Source organism: Parapedomonas caeni, from assembly GCF_041060555.1.
In the GTDB taxonomy this organism is placed as follows: domain Bacteria; phylum Pseudomonadota; class Alphaproteobacteria; order Sphingomonadales; family Sphingomonadaceae; genus CAUJIW01.
The window spans coordinates 1-18,625 of record NZ_JBEUDS010000032.1 but is presented as its reverse complement, the minus strand read 5'-3'; the positions used below and the strand labels follow the sequence as shown (position 1 = coordinate 18,625).

The 18,625-nt window shown below is 65.9% G+C and carries 18 protein-coding genes and 1 pseudogene; 18 read left to right on the top strand and 1 reads right to left on the bottom strand.

Features of this window, described 5'->3' with window-relative positions; all coding sequences use genetic code 11:
• Positions 1-70 precede the first annotated feature (70 nt).
• The 14 genes and pseudogenes from ABU113_RS15790 to ABU113_RS15725 all read left to right on the top strand — a co-directional run bounded on the left by ABU113_RS15790 (position 71) and on the right by ABU113_RS15725 (position 10,248).
• Entirely contained in the window at positions 71-700 is a 630-nt protein-coding gene (locus ABU113_RS15790) for a DUF2460 domain-containing protein (protein ID WP_086620089.1), read from the top strand.
• A complete protein-coding gene (locus ABU113_RS15785) occupies positions 697-3,597 on the top strand; it encodes a non-contractile tail sheath protein (RefSeq protein WP_188236028.1) in 2,901 nt (966 codons plus the stop codon). The genes ABU113_RS15790 and ABU113_RS15785 overlap by 4 nt, the downstream gene beginning before the upstream one ends.
• A gap of 84 nt (positions 3,598-3,681) precedes the next feature.
• A complete protein-coding gene (locus ABU113_RS15780; protein WP_188236027.1) occupies positions 3,682-3,876 on the top strand; it encodes a hypothetical protein in 195 nt (64 codons plus the stop codon).
• A complete protein-coding gene (locus ABU113_RS15775) occupies positions 3,873-4,316 on the top strand; it encodes a hypothetical protein (RefSeq protein ID WP_188236026.1) in 444 nt (147 codons plus the stop codon). The genes ABU113_RS15780 and ABU113_RS15775 overlap by 4 nt, the downstream gene beginning before the upstream one ends.
• Before the next feature lie 147 nt (positions 4,317-4,463).
• Positions 4,464-5,300, top strand: coding sequence for a hypothetical protein (locus ABU113_RS15770; protein WP_188236024.1), 837 nt, complete (start codon positions 4,464-4,466; stop codon positions 5,298-5,300).
• Positions 5,293-5,748, top strand: a complete 456-nt coding sequence (locus ABU113_RS15765) for a C40 family peptidase (RefSeq protein WP_188236023.1) — start codon at positions 5,293-5,295, stop codon at positions 5,746-5,748. The genes ABU113_RS15770 and ABU113_RS15765 overlap by 8 nt, the downstream gene beginning before the upstream one ends.
• Complete coding sequence (locus ABU113_RS15760; RefSeq protein WP_454560451.1) at positions 5,748-7,994, top strand: phage tail protein; 2,247 nt, start codon at positions 5,748-5,750, stop codon at positions 7,992-7,994. Before ABU113_RS15765 ends, ABU113_RS15760 begins: the two co-directional genes overlap by 1 nt.
• Positions 7,991-8,632 (top strand): DUF2793 domain-containing protein, encoded by a 642-nt coding sequence (locus tag ABU113_RS15755; protein WP_188236021.1) that lies wholly within the window; start codon positions 7,991-7,993, stop codon positions 8,630-8,632. Before ABU113_RS15760 ends, ABU113_RS15755 begins: the two co-directional genes overlap by 4 nt.
• 21 nt (positions 8,633-8,653) lie before the next feature.
• Positions 8,654-8,851, top strand: a complete 198-nt coding sequence (locus ABU113_RS15750; RefSeq protein WP_086620099.1) for a hypothetical protein — start codon at positions 8,654-8,656, stop codon at positions 8,849-8,851.
• Positions 8,848-9,054, top strand: coding sequence for a hypothetical protein (locus tag ABU113_RS15745; protein WP_086620100.1), 207 nt, complete (start codon positions 8,848-8,850; stop codon positions 9,052-9,054). The genes ABU113_RS15750 and ABU113_RS15745 overlap by 4 nt, the downstream gene beginning before the upstream one ends.
• 16 nt (positions 9,055-9,070) lie before the next feature.
• Positions 9,071-9,412: pseudogene (locus ABU113_RS15740) on the top strand (D-Ala-D-Ala carboxypeptidase family metallohydrolase); the annotation flags it as partial.
• Between the two features lie 164 nt (positions 9,413-9,576).
• Positions 9,577-9,822 (top strand): hypothetical protein, encoded by a 246-nt coding sequence (locus tag ABU113_RS15735; protein ID WP_454560457.1) that lies wholly within the window; start codon positions 9,577-9,579, stop codon positions 9,820-9,822.
• Positions 9,819-10,076, top strand: coding sequence for a hypothetical protein (locus ABU113_RS15730; RefSeq protein ID WP_454560456.1), 258 nt, complete (start codon positions 9,819-9,821; stop codon positions 10,074-10,076). Before ABU113_RS15735 ends, ABU113_RS15730 begins: the two co-directional genes overlap by 4 nt.
• Complete coding sequence (locus tag ABU113_RS15725; RefSeq protein ID WP_454560450.1) at positions 9,985-10,248, top strand: hypothetical protein; 264 nt, start codon at positions 9,985-9,987, stop codon at positions 10,246-10,248. Before ABU113_RS15730 ends, ABU113_RS15725 begins: the two co-directional genes overlap by 92 nt.
• A 2,268-nt stretch (positions 10,249-12,516) precedes the next feature.
• Here the strand turns inward: ABU113_RS15725 and ABU113_RS15720 are convergent.
• Positions 12,517-12,618 (bottom strand): hypothetical protein, encoded by a 102-nt coding sequence (locus tag ABU113_RS15720; RefSeq protein ID WP_454560455.1) that lies wholly within the window; start codon positions 12,616-12,618, stop codon positions 12,517-12,519.
• A 37-nt stretch (positions 12,619-12,655) separates the two neighbouring features.
• Between ABU113_RS15720 and ABU113_RS15715 the strand changes: the two genes are divergently transcribed.
• From ABU113_RS15715 to ABU113_RS15700, 4 genes are read left to right on the top strand one after another with little or no spacing between them, the layout of a single operon-like run.
• Complete coding sequence (locus ABU113_RS15715) at positions 12,656-13,543, top strand: hypothetical protein (RefSeq protein WP_454560449.1); 888 nt, start codon at positions 12,656-12,658, stop codon at positions 13,541-13,543.
• A gap of 13 nt (positions 13,544-13,556) precedes the next feature.
• Positions 13,557-14,843 (top strand): BREX system ATP-binding domain-containing protein, encoded by a 1,287-nt coding sequence (locus ABU113_RS15710; protein ID WP_454560448.1) that lies wholly within the window; start codon positions 13,557-13,559, stop codon positions 14,841-14,843.
• Entirely contained in the window at positions 14,840-16,303 is a 1,464-nt protein-coding gene (locus ABU113_RS15705) for a BREX system ATP-binding domain-containing protein (RefSeq protein ID WP_454560447.1), read from the top strand. Before ABU113_RS15710 ends, ABU113_RS15705 begins: the two co-directional genes overlap by 4 nt.
• Complete coding sequence (locus ABU113_RS15700) at positions 16,296-18,329, top strand: DEAD/DEAH box helicase (RefSeq protein WP_454560446.1); 2,034 nt, start codon at positions 16,296-16,298, stop codon at positions 18,327-18,329. The genes ABU113_RS15705 and ABU113_RS15700 overlap by 8 nt, the downstream gene beginning before the upstream one ends.
• Positions 18,330-18,625 lie beyond the last annotated feature (296 nt).

The window sequence follows — 18,625 nt, the reverse complement described above, 5'->3', positions numbered from 1 at the left end:
TTGATATCATGATATCGAATATGACGATGCGCGCCAAGCCCTCTCGAGTCAGTCGGGAGAACCGAGCCCAATGACCGACTTCGACGACGTGCTCTTTCCCATCGGCATCTCCATCGGCTCGAGTGCGGGGCCGGAGTTCTCGACCGAGGTGACAGAGGTGGCATCGGGCTTCGAGCAGCGCAACCGCAACTGGGCCGGGGCGCGGCGGCGCTTCAACGTGGCGCCGGGGGTGCGCACCCTTGCCGATCACGAGGCGCTGCTCGCCTTCTTCCATGCCCGGGCCGGGCGGGCGCGGGGCTTTCGCTTGCGCGACTGGTCCGACTGGAAGTCGTGCAGCGTTCGTGCCGCGCCTTCGCCCACCGACCAGCTGCTCGGCACCGGCGACGGGGCGCGGCAGTTCTTCCAGCTGATCAAGACCTATGGCAGCGGGCCGAGCGCGCATATTCGCCGCATCACCCGCCCCGTGGCGGGCAGCGTGCGCGTGGCGCTGGGCGGGATCGAGCAGGCCTCCGGGTTCACGGTCGCGCACGACACCGGTCTTGTCATCTTCGACAGTCCCGTGCCGGCCGGCGTGGCGGTGAGCGCGGGCTTTGCCTTCGACGTGCCGGCGCGCTTCGATACCGACCGGCTCGAGGCGAGCGCGCCGGTGCCCGGGGTGATGCGCTTCGACGAGATCCCGATCGTGGAGATCCGCGAATGAGCCGCCTCGTCACCTGGCCGCGCCGCGCCGAGGCCGATGCCACGATCCGCCGCTTCGAGCCGGCATACTGGACGGTCGACTTTCCGCTGCCGATGATGGCGAGCGTCATCACCACCGGGCCGGATGCGCTGCGAGTGCGCGCGGTGTTCCGCACCAACCGCGACCTTGCCGGCCTGATCTGGCACACCGAGGACCGGGCGGACCACGGCCTGTTCGCCTACCACCGCGCGCGGGACTGCCGCGGCTGCGTGCTGGAGTTCGACTGGTTCTCCTCTGGCATCCGGCCAATGGACCGGCTGCAATCGGTCTCGCTCACGGTCGAGACATACCGCAATGGCACCCACTACGTGCGGCTGTGGAACTATGCCACCAGCGGCACGCCCGATGCCTGCCACATCCGCATGGTGCTCGACGAGACCACGCGCGGCGGCTTCTACGCCGATGCGCCAGTGCCCTGGCACGATGTGAAGCGCCTGTTCATCTCGCTGCAGCCGCTCGCCGCCGGGCGGGGCGACTGCGCGCTCGCCGCCCCGGCGGCACCGGGGACCAGCACGATCACGCTCAACGTCGGCGATGGCGGACCGATCGCCCCGGGCGCGCGGGTCTATATCCTCGGCTCGCATCCCGATGTCCCGGCCTATACCGTCACTTCCGCCACCAGCGGGCCGGTGCAGACCCTCGCCATCACCCCGCCGCTGGTGACCGGCGGCGGCACCCCGATCCCGGCCGGGGCCGAGGCCTTCGTCGAGACCGCCGAGCCCGAGCCGCTCGGCGAGGCGCAGGCCGAGGTGAGCCTCACCAACATCACCGTCTCCGGCCCCAACAGCACCCTGCCGCTGCGCAGCGCCCCGCTTGACGCGCACGACCTGAGGATGGCCGATGGCTTCGACAACGCCTATCCCTTCACCCCTGAGCGGCTGGCGCGCCAGGTCCACGCGCTGGGCTATCGCGGGCCTTACGTGCTCTACATGGGCATCTCCAAGTTCCACGCGCTCGTCTGGGATGCGGGGGAACAGCGCCACGTGGTCGATGCGGGCGCCTATCCGCTCAACGCGCCGACGGTGCAGTGGCTTGCCGACTTCCTCGCGCGCCTGCACGCCCTGGGCTACACGGTGATCGTCTCGGTCTCCTTCGAGATCCTCGCCCGCTTCATGCCCTCGGCCTGGGCGCAGCGCGCGCATGACGGCACCATGGCCACGACCGGCTGGGAGCCGCCCTCGAGCCTGATCGCGCCGACCCATCCGCAGGCGCTGGCCTGGCTGCGCGCGGTGTTCCTCGCGGTGCTGGACCTGCTGCCGGAAGGCGCGCCGCGCCACTTCCAGATCGGCGAGCCGTGGTGGTGGGACGGCAGCTTCGGCAATCACGCCCCGCACATCTACGATGCCACCACCGAGGCGGCCTACACCGCGGCGACCGGCCAGGCGGTGCCGACGCCGCGGCTCGCCACCATCTTCGGCCAGCCCGCCGCGCAGCATCTGCCCTATCTCGCCTGGTGCCGCGACCAGCTGGGCGTCGCCACCCGCTGGCTGGTCGAGGCGGTGCGCGGGGCCGGGGCCGCAGAGCGCATGCCCCAGATCGAGCGGCGCTTTCGCGGCGGGGCCGATGCCTGGGACAGCCCCGGCGCGGGCGCGATCGAGACGCAGGCATATTTCGGCCGGGGCGGCAGCAACGGGAGCGAGGGGCGCAGCCACCTGCTGGTCTTCACCCCGCAGATCCTGCGCGAGGATGCGCCGATGCTGCGCACGCTCAACTTCCCCGAGGCCGACTGGCAGCATCCCGCCTTCGACGTGCTGCAGATCGAGGATTATGACTGGATCGCCGAGGCGCGGCACGATCTTGCCCGTCTGACCTGGCTGCTCGCCACCCGGGTGCTCGGCTATCCCAAGGAGCAGATCCACTACTTCGCCGGGTTCACCTTGAGGCCCGAGACCACCTGGATCTGGCACGAGACCGACCGGGCGATCTGGCGCGCCTTCCGCGAGGGGCCGGCCGAGGTGTTCGTCTGGAGCCGCGAGCAGGTGATGCGCGACGGCTGGACCTTCGACCGGCGCGACTGGAAGCTGTGGGGCGGCCTCACCCACCTTGCCCAGTGCTGGCGGATCGAACGCACCGACGGGGTGGTGCTGGGGTTCACCTCGCACGACCGGCCGCTGGTGGTGGACGGGCTCGCCTACCAGCCCGCCAATGCCTTCTCGGCCAGCCAGATCGCCTCGGCCGCCGACATGTCGGTGGGCGATGTCGAGCTGCTGGGCGCGCTCGATGCCGAGGCGATCACCGCCGCGGACCTGCTCGCCGGGGTCTATGACCATGCCGCGGTCGAGCTGTTCGTGATCGACTGGAGCGCGCCCGATCTGCCGCGCACCATCGTGCGGCGCGGGCGGATCGGCACGGTGAGCGCGGCGGGCGGCTCCTTCCGCGCCGAGCTGCGCGGGCTCGCCCAGGCGATCCAGCAGCCGGTGATCGACAGCTACAGCCCCGAATGCCGGGTCGATCTCTATTCGCCCCAATGCGGGGTGAGCCGCGCCGCCCATGCCGCAAGCGCCGTCGTCACCGCGCTCACCGATGGCAGCCTCGGCGCGGTGAGCGACAACCGGGTGTTCCAGGCTTCCGGCCTCGGCAAGCCCGACGGCTGGGCCGACTATGGCGAGCTCGTCTGGACGAGCGGCGCCAATGCCGGACGGCGCTGCGAGGTGCGCAGCCAGGTGGGCGGGCGGATCGAGCTGTGGGAGCCGATGGGGCGCGACATCGCCGTGGGCGATGGCTTCATCCTCCATGCCGGCTGCGACAAGGCGCTGGCCACCTGCCGCGACAAGTTCGCCAACGTGCTCAACTTCCGCGGTGAGCCGCACGTGCCGGGGCAGGATGCGATGCTGCGCTATCCCGATCCGCGCGGCTGAGCGCGGTCTTCGACCCTCTTTCCAGCCAAGCCTCATCACCTTGCGCCCCGCCGGGCTGGCGGCGGGGCGCCGATGGAGACTGCCATGATCCGCTATCTCGTCAATCGCATGCGCGAACCCTCGACCTGGGCGGGGTTCGCCGGCCTCGCGCTCGCGCTCGGGATCTCCGAGGCCGAGTGGCAGGTCTGGTCCGCCGCGGCCGCCGCGCTCGCCAGCCTCGCTGCCATGCTGCTGTGGGAGCGCCCCGGGGCCGACCGGGGCGAGGCGGGCGAGCCGTGAGCCCGTGGCGCAGCCTGCTGCCGATGGGCGCCGGCCTCATCCTGCTGGCGCTGGCCGCGCTCGTGCTCTGGCAGTTCGGGGCGGCGCGCAAGGCCGAAGGCGAGGCCCGCGCCGCGGCCGAAGCGGCGGCGCGCTGGCAGGCCGCGCTCGAGGCGCAGACCCGGCAGATCACTGCGCTCGAGGCTGCTGCAGCAGCGCGGGCGAGCGCGGCGAGCACCGCCCATGCCCTCACCCGCGAGAAGCTGCAGCCGATCATCATCCACTCGCTCGAGGAGGCCCGCACCCATGAGACCACCCCTGCCGGCGCTGTGCTGTGCCTTGATGCTGGGCGCGTGCAGTCCATCGAGGCCAGCGCCGCTGCCCTTGGCCTGGAAGGTGCCGCCGCCCCCGGCGGTGGCGCTGCAGCCCTGCACGCGCACCCCGCTCCCGACCGGCCCTGACGGCACGCTCACCGCCGCCGGGGCCGAGCGCGCGCTGCGCCAGCGCGACATCGACCTTGCCCTGTGCGAGGCCCGCCGCCGCGCCGCAATCGCGGCCTGGCCCGATGTGACCCCCGACCCTGCGCCCTGAACCCGAGGACCCCAGCCATGCCGATCACCACCCGTGACCAGCTGATCGATGCGCTTGCCAACGGCGCCAGTCGCATCGTCATCGACAAGGGCTCCATCGCCCTCGGCTCCGGCTCTGCCGGTCAATATGCCTCGCTGTGGCGCGCGACCGGCACGCCGGGGCAGGGCGCCATCCCCGGTGCGGCCGAGGTCTGCACCGGGGCCCTCGTCGGCGCCTTGCCCTTTGCCAACCAGGCCGCGCCGCGCCGCAGCTATCTCGCCTGGCTCTGGGCGGTCTCGAGCGCCAGCGCCACGACGCTGGAGATCCACGACCGGCTGGCGCACATGGGCGGGCTCAACCTCTCGGTGACGAGCGCGCAAACGGTTGGCGTGGATGTCCAGACGCTCGGCGTCGCAGCGGACCGGATCGGCCGCGCGGACTTCTCCGACCTGCAGTGGTGGTACGAGATCTACAGCCCCGGCGGCGCGACCGCGGCCAACGCCACCTTCACCGTCACCTTCGATGACGGCTCGACCGGCACCCTCAACCCGCTCGCCGTGGGCGGCAGTCTGGCGGCCGGGCGCCTCTTCAGCCTCGACGGCCTGCGCACCGCCGCCCAGCAGGGGCGCAACATCCGCGGGGTGAGCAGCGTCACGCTCTCGGCCTCGACCGGGGCGGCGGGCAGTGCCGGGATCACCGTCACCCGCCCGCGCACCGCTCTGCCCATGCCGCTGGCGAACTTCTCCAACGTCGCCGACTGGGCCCAGCTCGGCCTGCCCGACATCCCCAACGATGCCTGCCTGTTCCCGGTGATCATCCCCAGCAGCACGAGCACCGGCACGCTGCGCGGCGGGGGCAAGATCGTCCATGGCTGAGCCTGCCGCCCGCGTCACCGGCGCCGCGGTGGTGGCCGCCGCGCGGCGCTGGCTCGGCACCCCCTTCTGCCACCAGGGGCGGCGGCGCGGGGTGGGGGTCGACTGCGTCGGCCTCGTCATCGCCGTGGCGCATGAGCTCGGCCTCTCCGACTTCGACATCACCGGCTATGCCCGCCGGCCCGACAGCGACCTGCTCGCCCGCCTCGCGCACGAACTGATGCAGCCCATCGATCCGGCCGCCGCCCGGCCCGGCGACGTGCTGCTGATCGCCATCGAGGGCCGCGCGCAGCATCTCGCGATCCGCTCCGACCTTGCCGGCGATCCGGCGATCATCCACGCCCATGCGCCCCGGCGCCGGGTGGTCGAGCACCGCATCGACGCGGACTGGGCGCAGCGCATCCTTGCCGCCTTCCGCCTGCCGGGAGTGGCGCAGGAGGAGGCGGACTGATGGCCTCGCTCGTCCTCTCCGCGGTCGGCACCGCGATCGGCGGGCCGCTGGGCGGCACGATCGGCGGCCTCATCGGCTCGGCGCTCGACCGCACCCTGTTCGCCCCCACGGTGAGCGCCGAGGGCCCGCGTCTTGCCGATCTGGCGGTGCAGGCCTCGAGCTACGGCCAGCCCATCCCGCGGCTGTGGGGGACGGGCCGCATCGCCGGCAATCTCATCTGGTCGACCGGCCTCATCGAGACCAAGACCACCACGAAGCAGGGCGGCAAGGGCGGCGGGGCGAAGACCACCACCACCACCTACAGCTACCATGTCGACTGCGCGATCGCGCTGTGCCGCGGGCCCATCGCGGGCGTGCGGCGCATCTGGGCCGACGGCAAGCTGTTCCGCGATGCCGACGGGGTGCAGCGCCACGCCGAGGCGCTGCGCGTCTACCCCGGCAGCGAGGACCAGATGCCCGATCCCGCCATGCAGGCAGCCCTCGGTGCGGCGGGCTGCCCGGCGCACCGCGGTCTTGCCTATGTGGTGTTCGAGCGCCTCGAGCTTGCCGACTTCGGCAACCGCATCCCCAACTTCACCTTCGAGGTCGAGGCGCAGGCCTCGGCCACGGTGGCGAGCGTGATCGAGGAGCTGTGCAGCCTCGCCGGCGTGCCCTTCCTCGATGCCGCGCGCACCGGGCGCATCGACCTTGCCGGCTATGCCGTGGCGCGCCCGGCAAGCATCCGCCAGGTGCTCGAGCCGCTGCGCAGCGCCTTCTTCTTCGATGCCGCCGAGATCGAGGGCGCGCTCGCCTTCTTCCCCGCCGATGGCACGCCGGTCGCGCGGGTGCCCGCCGGCGAACTCGGCGCCCACCCCTTCGGCAGCGAGCCGCCGCCGCTCGAGCTCCGGCGCACGGCGGAGGCCGAACTGCCGCGCCAGATCACCGTGCAGCACCTCGATCCCGCGCGCGACTACCAGGTGAACGCGCAGCGCGCCCGCCGCTCGACCAGCCCCAGCACCGCCGATCTCTCGGTCGACCTGCCGCTGGTGCTCGAGGCCTCCGAGGCCAAGGCGATCGCCGAGCGCATGGTCTGGCTCCAGTGGCTCGGGCGCGACACGGTCACCTGCCAGCTGCCGATCGCCTATCTCCACGTCGAGCCGGGCGACAAGCTGGTGGTGCTGGATGGCGAGGGCCGCGCGCGCACCTTGCGGGTCACCCGGCGCGAGCTGCGCCTGCCGGGCAGCCTGCTGGTCGAGGCGGTGACCGACGGCGCCGCCGCGCTCTCGCGCATCGCCAGCGCCGCGCCGGCCCCGGTGCCGCCGCAGGAAGTGCTGCTGCCCGGGGTGACCACCGCCCACCTCCTCGATCTGCCGCTGCTGCGCGAGGAGGACGACGGGCCGCACCTGCTGCTCGCCGCGGCCGGGGCCTCGGCCGGCTGGCGCGGCGCGGTGCTCGAGCGATCGGCCGATGGCGGCGCCACCTGGGAGCGGCTCGCCGACCTCACCGAGGCAGCCGTGCTCGGCACCGCGCTCGACGTCCTGCCACCGGCCTCGCCCCATGTCTGGGACCGGGCAAGCAGCCTCACCGTCAGCCTCCTCGATCCGTCCGACACGCTCGAGAGCGTGAGCGAGGCGGCGGTGCTCTCCGGCGCCAATGCCTGCCTCGTCGGCGGGGAGGTGATCCAGTTCCGCGATGCCGAACTGGTCGCGCCGGGCACCTGGCGTCTTGCCACCCTGCTGCGCGGGCGGCGCGGCACCGGTGATGCGATCGGCGCCCATGGCCCAGGCGAGCGCTTCGTGCTGCTCACTGGCTCCGCCGGGAACGCCCGGCTCGCCCTGCCGCTGGCCGAGCGCGGGGCGCTGCGCCAATGGCGCGCGGTCTCGCTCGGCACCCGGGCCGAGGATGCGCCGATCATCAGCCTTGCCTGGCAGGCGCGCGCGCTGATCCCGCTTGCTCCCGTCCATGCGCGAGGTGAGCGCAACGGCGCGGGCGATCTGGCGATCCGCTGGATCCGCCGCACCCGCTGGCCCGCGCCCTGGAGCGACCATGTCGATGCCCCGCTCGGCGAGGCGGGCGAGGCATATCAGATCGACATCATGGCAGGCAGCAGCGTCAGGCGCACCATCGCCACCACCCAGCCGCAGGCGCTCTACCCGGCTGCGGACCAGATCGCCGACTTCGGCACCGTGCAACCTGCCGTGACCTGCCGCATCCACCAGCTGAGCGAGCGGGTGGGGCGCGGCGCAGCCCTGGAGGTGACCCTGTGACGACCACTCCCAACCTTGCCTTGCCCTTCATCGATGCCGCCCAGGCGCAGAAGGAGGTGACCCACAACGAGGCGCTGATCCTGCTCGATGCCCTGGTGCAGGGGCGGGTCAAGGGCCGCCACCTCTCCGCCCCGCCGGCCGCGCCCGCCGAGGGCGAGGCGTGGATCGTCGGGCCCGGCGCCACCGGTGCGTGGACGGGTCAGAGCGGCCGGATCGCACTGTGGCAATCGGGCTGGCGCTTCCTCGTGCCGCGCGCGGGCTGGCGGCTGTGGGACGAGCAGGCCCAGCGGCTCGTGACCTTCTCCGGCAGCGCCTGGGGCGACCTGCCGGCCGAGGCGATGCAGATCCCGACGCTGGCCCTCGGCTGGATCGGCTACGGATCGGGCTATGCCTCACCCCGCTACTGGCGCGATGCCCATGGGCGGGTGAGCATCGAGGGGCTGATGCAGGCCGGGAGCGACGGCACCGTGTTCACTTTGCTTGCCGGCTATCGCCCACCTGCGCGGCTGATGTTCGCCTGCTGGTCGGGCGGCGGCGCCTACCGGGTCGATGTGACGCCCGCGGGCGAGGTGATCCTCCAGGGATCGAATGCCGTGTTCAGCTCGCTTGCCGGCATCACCTTCCTCGCTGCCGGCTGATCGCATGAAAGGAGGAGCATCATGGAGCCATCGCTCATCCTCGAGCTTGCCACCCGCTTCGGGCCGGCCGGCCTCATCATCGGCTGGCTGGTGTGGGAGCGCATGACCACCGCCAGGGAGCGGCTCGCCTATGACCGCGAGCGGCTCGAGGCCGACCGCCAACTCGCCGCCTCGCTCGCCGCGCTCACCGCCGTCATCCAGGAAAGGCTGGGCCGATGAGCCGCGAAAGCCTTGCCGCCGTCCGGCTGCGCCGCGCCGCGGCCTGCGCGCTCGCCGAGGCCTGCCGCGCGCTGCTGGCGATGCCGGCGGGGAAGGCAGGGCGCGGAGGTTCGGCCCTGCCGGATACCGCGCCGCTCCCTCTCGGCGTGAAGGCGCGCCGTCCGCGCGATCGGCACGGTTGCACCGGTAACCTGCTGACCTGAACCGAACCGCCGCGGCATGGGGCCGACCGGCCCTCACGCCGCGCCTTCCATCCCATCCTTCGCGCCCGCCCCTCTTTTGCAGAGGGGTGGGCGTCATCCTGTCCGGAGACCGCTCATGACTGCCATCACCTATCGCCATTGGCGCGATGTGCCCAGCAACCGTTGGCGCTGGAAGAACTTCTCGCCCGCCGAGATCGCCTGCCGGGGCACCGGCAAGCTGCTGATCAATGAACCGGCCCTCGACAAGCTGCAGGCGCTCCGCGACCGGCTTGGCAAGCCGCTGATCGTCCGCTCGGCCTATCGCAGTTCCGAGCACAACCGCGCCGTGGACGGCGCCACACGCTCGAAGCATAAGGATGGCGCGGCCTTCGAATCGCCATGGCGAACCACGATCCTGTGGCCTTCGTGTCCACGGCACGGGACGTTGGGTTCCTCGGCTTTGGCTTCTATCCGCGCTCGGGCTTCATGCACATCGACCTCGGCCCGGCGCGTCAGTAGGGCGAACGGTTCGCTGCGCGTGCGGTGCCGTTCGCGGCCGAGATCCCGCCCGTGCGCGAGGTCTTGGCGCAGAGCCGCACCAAGAAAGGCGGTGGCGCGGCGGGCGTCGCGACGCTCGGAGCGACTGGCGTCGAGGTGGCGCAGCAGGTGCTGGCGGAGACGCAGACCGCCATCCTGCCGCTCGTCCCGTATCTCGATATGCTCCGCTGGGTGTTCATCGCGGTCACGATCTACGCCCGGCTCGACGACTGGAAGCGGGGGCGTCGGTGATTGGCGGACTCGTCGCCACGCACGCCGGATCGGCATGGGCGCGCGCAGCGCTCCGCTACGGCATCACCGCCCTCGCGATCCTTCTGTTCCTGCTGGCCCTGCGCCGCTCCGGCGAGCGGGCTGGTCGGCTGGCCGAACGGCTCAAGACCATGGAGAAAACCCATGACGCCCAACGACGGATGCTCGACGCGGCGGCGCGCCGTCCTCGTTCTCGCGACGATCTGGCTGAGCGGCTGCGCGACGGTCAGTTCTGACGTTGGCGGACAAGCGACATGTCCACCAGTCGTCGAGTACCGCAGGGAGTTCCAGGCGCGAGCGGCAGAGGAGCTGGCCCTGCTGCCGGAGGGCTCGGTCATCGCTGATATGCTGACCGACTACGCGGTGATGCGGGAGCAGGCTCGTGCCTGTCTGGGCGGCCTCAGGTAAACATCGGCCTCGCGCGCGAGAAGACAGAATAAGCATCGTCAGGCCCACTTGTCAAGAGATACGAAAAACGCATACCCTGATCGGGATTGATGAGGGTGGCTATGAACGCACCGATTGAGCACGATGACTTGAGCAAGCGAATTTCACGCGACCAGGCGAACGCGCTAGCAGCAGTTCGATGCGCGCAGCATGAGTTCGCCCGGTTTCGAGCGCCTGTGCTCTCTGGAAGTGCGCTGCACGGCCCCACCGAACACGATCTGGGCCGCAGGGACTATGCAGATAAACGTCTCGCTGCCCTCGAAGCGATCATGTCGGACCCATTCCAAGCCATGGTCGAAGTCTACACCGAGGTTGTGGGCGAGCGTGGTGAGGTCATCGAGAAAGAGCAGCTCTGGTATGCGAACGTCGAATCCTCAGTGAATGAGGTGTTTCGGGATGGCTCTTCCAACATTGCCGTTCTGTCCTGGACGCATCCAGGCATCCAGTTGGCCCTATCCACAGACATCGGCGACTTCCGAGACGTGAAGGCAAGTGGCTTCAAGCTTCGTAGCGTTGAACCTATAGCAAAAGCGCGCTTCGACGCTGCGTTGCCACAGATTTCGGCAGTCTACCAGCCTGGTGGTGCAGTGCGTCCTACGCGTGCTGTGCAGCCCAAGACCGGGTTGAAGGCCGTCAAGCTGGAGATGACGAAGGATCAGGTGCAGGCCTTCGTATCGCGGATGAGCGGCCTCATGATCGTGACTGGCGCACCGGGATCAGGAAAGACGACCGTCGCGTTTCAGCGGATCCGCTTTCTCTTTGATCAGCAGGACCAGCGTGACGACGGAAGTCGGCTGGTGAAGTACGCGCCAGACCTCACGCGCGTTTTCCTGGCAAATGAAAATCTGGCTGGTCAGGCAAAGACCCTGCTGAGCAAGCAGCTAGCGATCCCTGCGTCTGTCGTTGAAGGCGTCAGCGATTTTGTCAGCAACTATGTCGATCAGGTCTGGCTGTATAAGCACAACGCACGCCCGCGGCAAAAGAGGCTCTCCCAATTGGAGATCGCGGCGAGAACCGCCATCCTAGGGCTTTCCGATCAGCACGACCTCGTTCGCCTTTGGGAACTCTATGAGCATCAAGTGGTGGAACGCCTGCAACAAGGAGCGGGTGCCAAATGGTCCACCTTGGCACCAGGTGTAGCGACCCAGCTCGCAACACTGGCATCGGCCCTCCGGCGCTCGGCAGAGACCGCCAATATGGGGCGTGATCCGGCCTCGTCCGCTCTTTCAATGGCAGCCATATTCTCAAAGGTGGCACAGCCATACGCTGATGCGCGCGATCACATGAATCCAGCGGTGCGTCGGCAGTTTGATGAAGCTTTCCAGCAATGGCTGTATTGGGTGTACGACCCGCTAAGCGCCATCGCGGGCTACTTCGGAACAAGGGAGTCGGAAGCGGCCTATCGGATGCGGCGCGGGACGGGCGGCCGCGTGAACGAAGCCGAGATCCTCGCCAACGCGCAACGTGAATGGAGCGATAGAACCTACGGCCCCGAGGACGTTCCGTGGATCGCTTGGCTTCTTCGCTTTGCTCTGCCGGTAGAGTTGGAGGCGGCAGGGCGCTTCAGAGAGATACCTTCAGCGCTGAGTCCGGCCACAGTTGATGGTGATCGGTGGACGCACGTCGCGATTGACGAGGCGCAGGACCTTACGGTCGCGGAGGCGTCGCTTCTCGGCTCGCTCGTGGACCCGGACGGCGCACTGACCGTTTCCGCAGATTTCCGGCAAATCGTGAGCCCCGTGCAGGGCATGCGTGACGCCGAAGCGCTTCACATCGGGCGCTCGCTGCGGGGCAAGGGCGCCGAGCAGATTTATCCGTTTGCTCGGAACATGAGGCAGAGCAAACAGATCGGTCGCTTCCTGCAGGGCTTCTACGAGATAGCCTTTCGAGAAAGGCCGACTTTTGACGTGAACAGCACGCTTGAGGACAAAAAGCCCCAGCTGATTGTGGCGCCTCACCGAGATCATGCTCGCCGCATCAAGCAGCTTGCGGCGGTTCTGCGCCGATCTGATGTGGTCTCGAGTATCGCTCTTCTACAGATCAACGAGGATCAGCAGGCGCTGAACGTTCTTCGCGAGGAACTGGCAGCTATCGATGTTCCTCTTGCCCCGATTTGGGCCGCATCCGGCGACGGCCTGCTGACGTCCTCGGTGGAGCGCATCAAGGGCCTTGAGTTCGACGCATGCATCGTGCTGGGCCTGGAAGGCGTCGAGAGCGCAGCGCTGAATTTCACTTTGAACCGGGCGTATGTCGCGCTTTCCCGGCCTGCGCGTCGCTTGGCCCTGATCTGCAGCGAATACCCGCCGCTGCTCCGCAAAATGGACAAGTCACTCTTCGATGTGACTCAGTCTTGACAGAAAGAAGAACGATGTCTGACACAGCCGACGCCCAGCTATTCCCAGAACTTGAAAGATACGTTGAGAAGAATGGGCTTCTCGCAAACGCAAAGGGAATTCTCGCAGCGCGCTTGCCGCGGATTCTTGGGCAGGGAAAGACTCGTGCCGAGGGTCTTGATCTCCCTCCAGCTGCGATTGAGCGACAGCAAGAGTTACTTGCCCTGTCCCTCCCCGAAGATGCCACGAAGGATCCCGGGATCCGACGTGAAATGGAGGCAGCTCAAAGGGCTGTCGACGCGCATGCCGACCATATGCGGCATCCGGAGAACCGAAGGCGCTTCGCTCTGCAGGTACTCCGCCAACTCGAAGGGGTGACCACGGGCAACAAAGACAATCACTTCTTTGCTGACCGTTTTGTCTTGGTGCCAGACAAGAGTGGCTTAAGTTGGTCATGGTCGATGACGCCACACTACGCCATGATTTCGAAGATTCCGGCGGATGTCGAATATGTAGTAAGAGCCTACGAAGCTTCTGAACGCATCGTCGAGAAGTGGACGATGCCTGTCGATCGTTTTCTGGATCGGCTTTCTCTCGCCTGGGGAATGGCGCGACACTTCAACGAAGACGAAAACGTCCTGATCGCGGATGTGGCGCGTCTCTTCAAGGTTGCCGTGCAGGATGACCGCTTCTGGAACAGCCCGGCGCGAAGAAATTTCGAAGACGTTCCCGAGGCTGTTTTTATTATCAACTTGATAAACTGGCGTCGAAATCGCGATAGCGCATCAGGCCCCAACTTCGAACTCGTGCCTGCAACTCTCAATCAAGCGCATGGCTCAAAGTCACGTGCATTTTTCGTTCCCGGAAACACCGAAGGCACCATCGTGCGGCCGATGATTTATATCCGGCGCGTGGGAAAGTAATAGGGGTGACACGATGACCATTGCCATATCTAAGATCGATGCCCGGCGCTTGATCCAAAAGCTTCTGAATGCCCCAATCGCACCCGGGCGCGACTCCTACTTCATCAATGTTGGCACAGAACCAATTATCGATGCGCTTGATCAGAATTATTTCCGCGGTGATCTCGCGGACGGCATTGGGTGCTTCAAGTACCTCGAGGGCGATTATGGAAGCGGAAAAACGCAGTTCATAAACAGTCTTGCTCAGCGAGCGTCCGAGAACGACGTCGTAACTGCTCTCGTGACCGTCGGCGCCGAGTGTCCGTTTAATTCCCCGGCGGCCATCTTTCGCGCCATTATGGAGTCGTTCCAACCGCCTGCTGACGCCGATACCGGAGATTCAAAGGGTATCGAGATCCTGATCGACAGTTGGGTCAGTACGCGAATACGGCAACTTGGCGCTGAGCCAGGTGACGATGTTCCCGATCTGGTCCAGCGGCAGATTGAGGAGCAACTCGGCGGTCTGTGGAAGGGAGCGCCGGATACGCAGATGGCCTCGGCGTTGACCGCACTGAGCAAGCGTCTCCTGAAGACAAACTGCGGTGCCACAGCAGCGGTAGCCGATAACGAACTGATCTCATGGATCAGGGGCGACAACGTCCGCTCGGCGGGGCTGAAGGCGTTAGGCCTCTTCGAACCGGTACGAGATGATAACGCCTTCCGGCGCCTGAAGACGGTCATCGCGTTCCTTCGTACGCGGATGGCCTATCGCGGATTTCTGATCGCGTTCGATGAAGGAACCCGCACGTCTTCCTTTAGACGCGGGTCTGCCAAGCAGAAGCAAGCCATCGAAAACCTCCTCACAATGATCAACCAGAACGCCGAAGGCGAGTTTGGCGGCGTGATGTTCTTGTACGCTGCGACACCCGACTTTCGATCAGAGGTGATCAGTACATATCGAGCGCTCCAGGATCGCATCGGGACGGTCGCATTTTCGCGTGGCAGTCCGCTGGTGCCCCTGATCAACATCGAAGAAGCCAACTCTGAGAATGTCATATTTCAGATTGGCGACCGACTTCTCGCGGTTTTCGCCAAAGCATACGATATCGAATGGGATGAGGGTCTGCAGAAATCGAACATGAAGGCTATTGTCGAGGCGCAGAAGGATCGCCTCTTCGAGACGCCCAAGCCGCGCTTTTTCGTTTACCAGTACTGTCGCTTCTTGAACAACCAACGCGAGGCCCAACGCGCAATCAGCAACGAGCAGGCTAGCGACTTTGTGAACGACAACGAACCTCCTCTGGAGGGGGAGGACGCGTGATCAAGCCTGGCGATCAAGTTGAGCACGAGGAATTCGGCATCGGCCGAGTTCTCGCTCTGCTCGGCGAGACGGCTACCGTTGAGTTCTTCGGAGAGACGTTCGATGTCGAGGTTGGAGAACTGCTGCCTCGTCCGAATGGCAGTAGTCCGGTCATAAACTCGGCGCCAGTACGAGAAGGCACCGACTTGGCCTTCAGGCAATCGTTCGAGGCAGTCAATCTGGGAGTGGTGCCATCGAACCCCGACCAACTGATCAAGCTGACGATAGGTGGGGACCAAATCTCCGCCAATGTGCGCAGCATCCTTGATGATGCTCCTCGCAGCGGCGCGTCTCGTATCTTCATGGGTTACTATGGCTCAGGCAAATCCCACCACCTGAGGCTTGTTAGAGCTATTGCGCTGCGTGAGGGGTGGGTGACGGCATCGATCGAGCTCGACCCAAAAGCTGCCGATCCGGCCAAGCCGTTCTCGGTCTACCAAGAACTTATCACGGGCCTAGAGTTCCCGATGCGCAGCGATGGCAGCCGGAACGAGGACTTCTTCGATCTCATCAAGGAGATTCGAGATAAGTGGATGGACGTGCGGTCGCTGAAGTATCTGAAGGCATCGCAGTGGTTTGGGAACGGCATCGAAGCGCTACAGTTTCTTGCGCATCGCCGCGACGACGCTGAGTATGTCTCCGCGGTCGACTGGCTGGCCGGACAGGTCAAGCTCATTAGTGCAATACGGAAGGTCACGTGGCGGGAGGGCTACCGGGGGAAGATCCCGACGATGCCACAGACCAAAGACACCGGACTCATCTATGCGTTTCACTTGGTCGTTCTGCACGAAGTGCTGAAGGCGTTGGGATATCGGGGCTTGGCCTTGATCATCGATGAAGCGGAGCACGTCAGGACTTATTCAATCAATCGGTACCTTCGGGCGAGCAATTTCTTCGATGTGCTAGCGCGATGTGCGCATCCCCCTCGAAAGGACCTTCAGGATCCAAATTGTGATTACGACATGACGGGAGTTCCGCCGTTCTGGCGAGAAGGCCCGCACTTCGGTTTGTTCGTCGGCTTGACTGAGGGTGAGGACACGCAAGACCTCAAGAGAAAGGCTGGTGAGATGAGCGTGCTTATTCACTCGCCGGATGAGGTCGTGCACCTCGCTCCACCGAGTGCTGCTGATTACGAGGCATGGACAATCCGTTTCTTGACCGAGGCCTCAAGCCACCTTGGGCCAAAAGTGGACTTGCTTTCAGATCCAGACTTGTGCGCGCAGATTGCTGCCGTGCTGAGGGAGCGGTTCGAGCAGATACCAGACACCGAGAAGTTGCTTCGGAACTGGACGAAGATGGCCGGTCTTCCGGCCGCGGTGCTGCTGAGCCAGTCAGCGGCCGTAGGGCACAATGAGCTACTCGCGATTATTGATGACGCAGCGAAGCAAATTTCAGGGGAGGTGATGCCCTGGGATGAGTAACAGCCGAGCCGAACTGGCGCGTATGATGCCGGACGCCTTTTCGATATTCTTCGCCGGACGGCAGCCATATCCGGGCCAAGCGTCCGTGATGCCGGAGATCGTTCGTGGTCAAAACGTGCTGTTCGCCGCGCCGACAGCTTCTGGCAAGACGGAAGCGGCCGTCGCGCCCCTCTATCAGCGGCATGTAAGTTTCCAACGCGGGGCTTTGTCCACGATCTATGTGGCGCCGACCAAGGCGCTCGTAAATGACCTCTACGAGCGCCTGGTCACCTACTTGGGTATCAAGCACCCCGGGACGATCGCTCGCTACACTGGCGACCGCCATGAGTACTCACGCGCAGAAGGGGCGTTCTGCGTCGTTGTGACCCCGGAGGCGCTCGACTCTCTGCAGCTTAGGCACCCGGAACTTCTGCATTCGGTGCGATCGGTGGTAGTGGACGAAATTCATCTGCTCCATGGCCAAGCGCGCGGCCAGCAACTGCGGCACGTGATCTCTCGTATCCGGAGTGCGGCCAAGCCGCCAAGGTCTCCTCGGGACAACTTTCAGATCGTTGGAATGACCGCGACGCTGGACGACATGCCGGCAGTTGCGGCGCTCTGGCTCGGCGAAGACGCGAAGGTACTGTCTCATGGATCGCCGCGCGAAATCGATCTGGAGCTCGTCGATGTCGTCGTAGAGGAGCCCGGACAAGCAGACCGGGCTAAGGCCCGGCAGCTCGCCCGGTGGCTCGAGAGGGCGGGCGCTGAGAAAGTGCTCGTCTTCACAAATTCCCGCAATGGTGCGCACGCCATGGCGGCGCATCTTCACGAGGAGCTCTCCGGCACCCGGTGGCCGGTTCATCTCCATTTTGGGGCCTTGCCTGCCGGTCAGCGGGAGCGCGTAGAGGAACAGATGCGAAGCGACCGATTTGGCGTCTGTGTGGCCACATCGACGTTGGAGATCGGGATCGACATCGGAGACGTTGATACCGTCGTACTCGCCGAGATGCCGCGAAGCGTTAACGGCTTCCTACAGCGGATAGGTCGCGGAAACCGTCGAACTGGGACCTGCAGAGTGGTCGGATTCCGGAGTTCAGACGACGACGAACAGCTCATGCAGGCGTTGCTGGACTGTGGTCGCCGTGGAGACCTTGACGACGTGTATGAGTACGATCGCCCGTCAGTTCGGTTTCAGCAGGTACTTAGCCTTGCCTGGCGCGCAACTCGTGAGGACCGCTCCCTAACGGAGAAGCATTTGGCTGCCGAAGCCGGAACAGCCGAGCACACTCGGGTCGTGCATGACATGCTGGCGACGGGCTGTCTCGTGGATTTGCGCGGGGCCCTCGTGCCGTCTGATCGGCTGATCGATGAGGGAGATGCGGGGCGGATCCATACCGTCATCGCCGGCGGGGTCAGTAGCTCCGTCGTCGATATCCGCACTGGCGACACAGCATTCCGTGACGCGGATGCAGCGACCACAGGTGGCGCCCTGTTCCACGCCGGTGCAATGCGACGGCTGCTGGCGGGAGGCGATGGGGCGGCTTACCTCGGAGATAATGCCAAAAAGTCTCACCCGCTCGCCAAGATCAAGGCTACTGGGCCTGCTCTACCAACGAGCCGTAGCATCATATGGGCGCTGGCACGTCTCAATGGGTATGATCCGGCTCGTTGGCAATTGAACGGGGGAACGCTTTTGACTTGGGGAGGGCAGAAACTGAATGCTCTGCTTGCTGCAGTTTTTCGACGGTCAGCCCCTGACCGAAACTTCTCTCCGAGCCCAACCGCAGTTTCCGGAGACATCTTCGCGATCGATCTGTCGATTGAATCTATCCGGGACTTGGCCAAGGGTATCGAGACGGCAAACGATCTCCCCCTTTCCGTCGCTTCGAAGTTCGTAGGCCCAAGCCGCTTCATCGGGGAGCTGTCAGATGCGCTTGTGGCAGAGGAGAAGCGACGTGCAGTCCCGTGGGCGCTCTTGTATCGCTGGCTTGACCGGGTCGAAGGCATCGACCTCGGAGGATCATTGCCCATGGAAAAGCGGAATTGAGTGCAGGTACTCTGACGCTGCGTACCAGGAATTTTCAATCGTTATATAAAACAAAGTCTTAGACTGGAGAAGGTTGGATGTGAGGCCCATCCCCTCCGCCATTTCTACCCTGTCGAACGTTCTCCGTGCGCGGGTGCGGGGCAGAAAGGCCAAGGAACCGCGCGGTTCGGGTCGCGTCCGTCAAGGTGGTGTAATTTCGGCTGTGGCCGTGGGCCATCGTCAGGCGGCTTTGGCGGTGATGTGTAGGGGCTGATTTTCCTCCTCGATCATGGGTTGGTTGAGTTCGGCCATGCCTT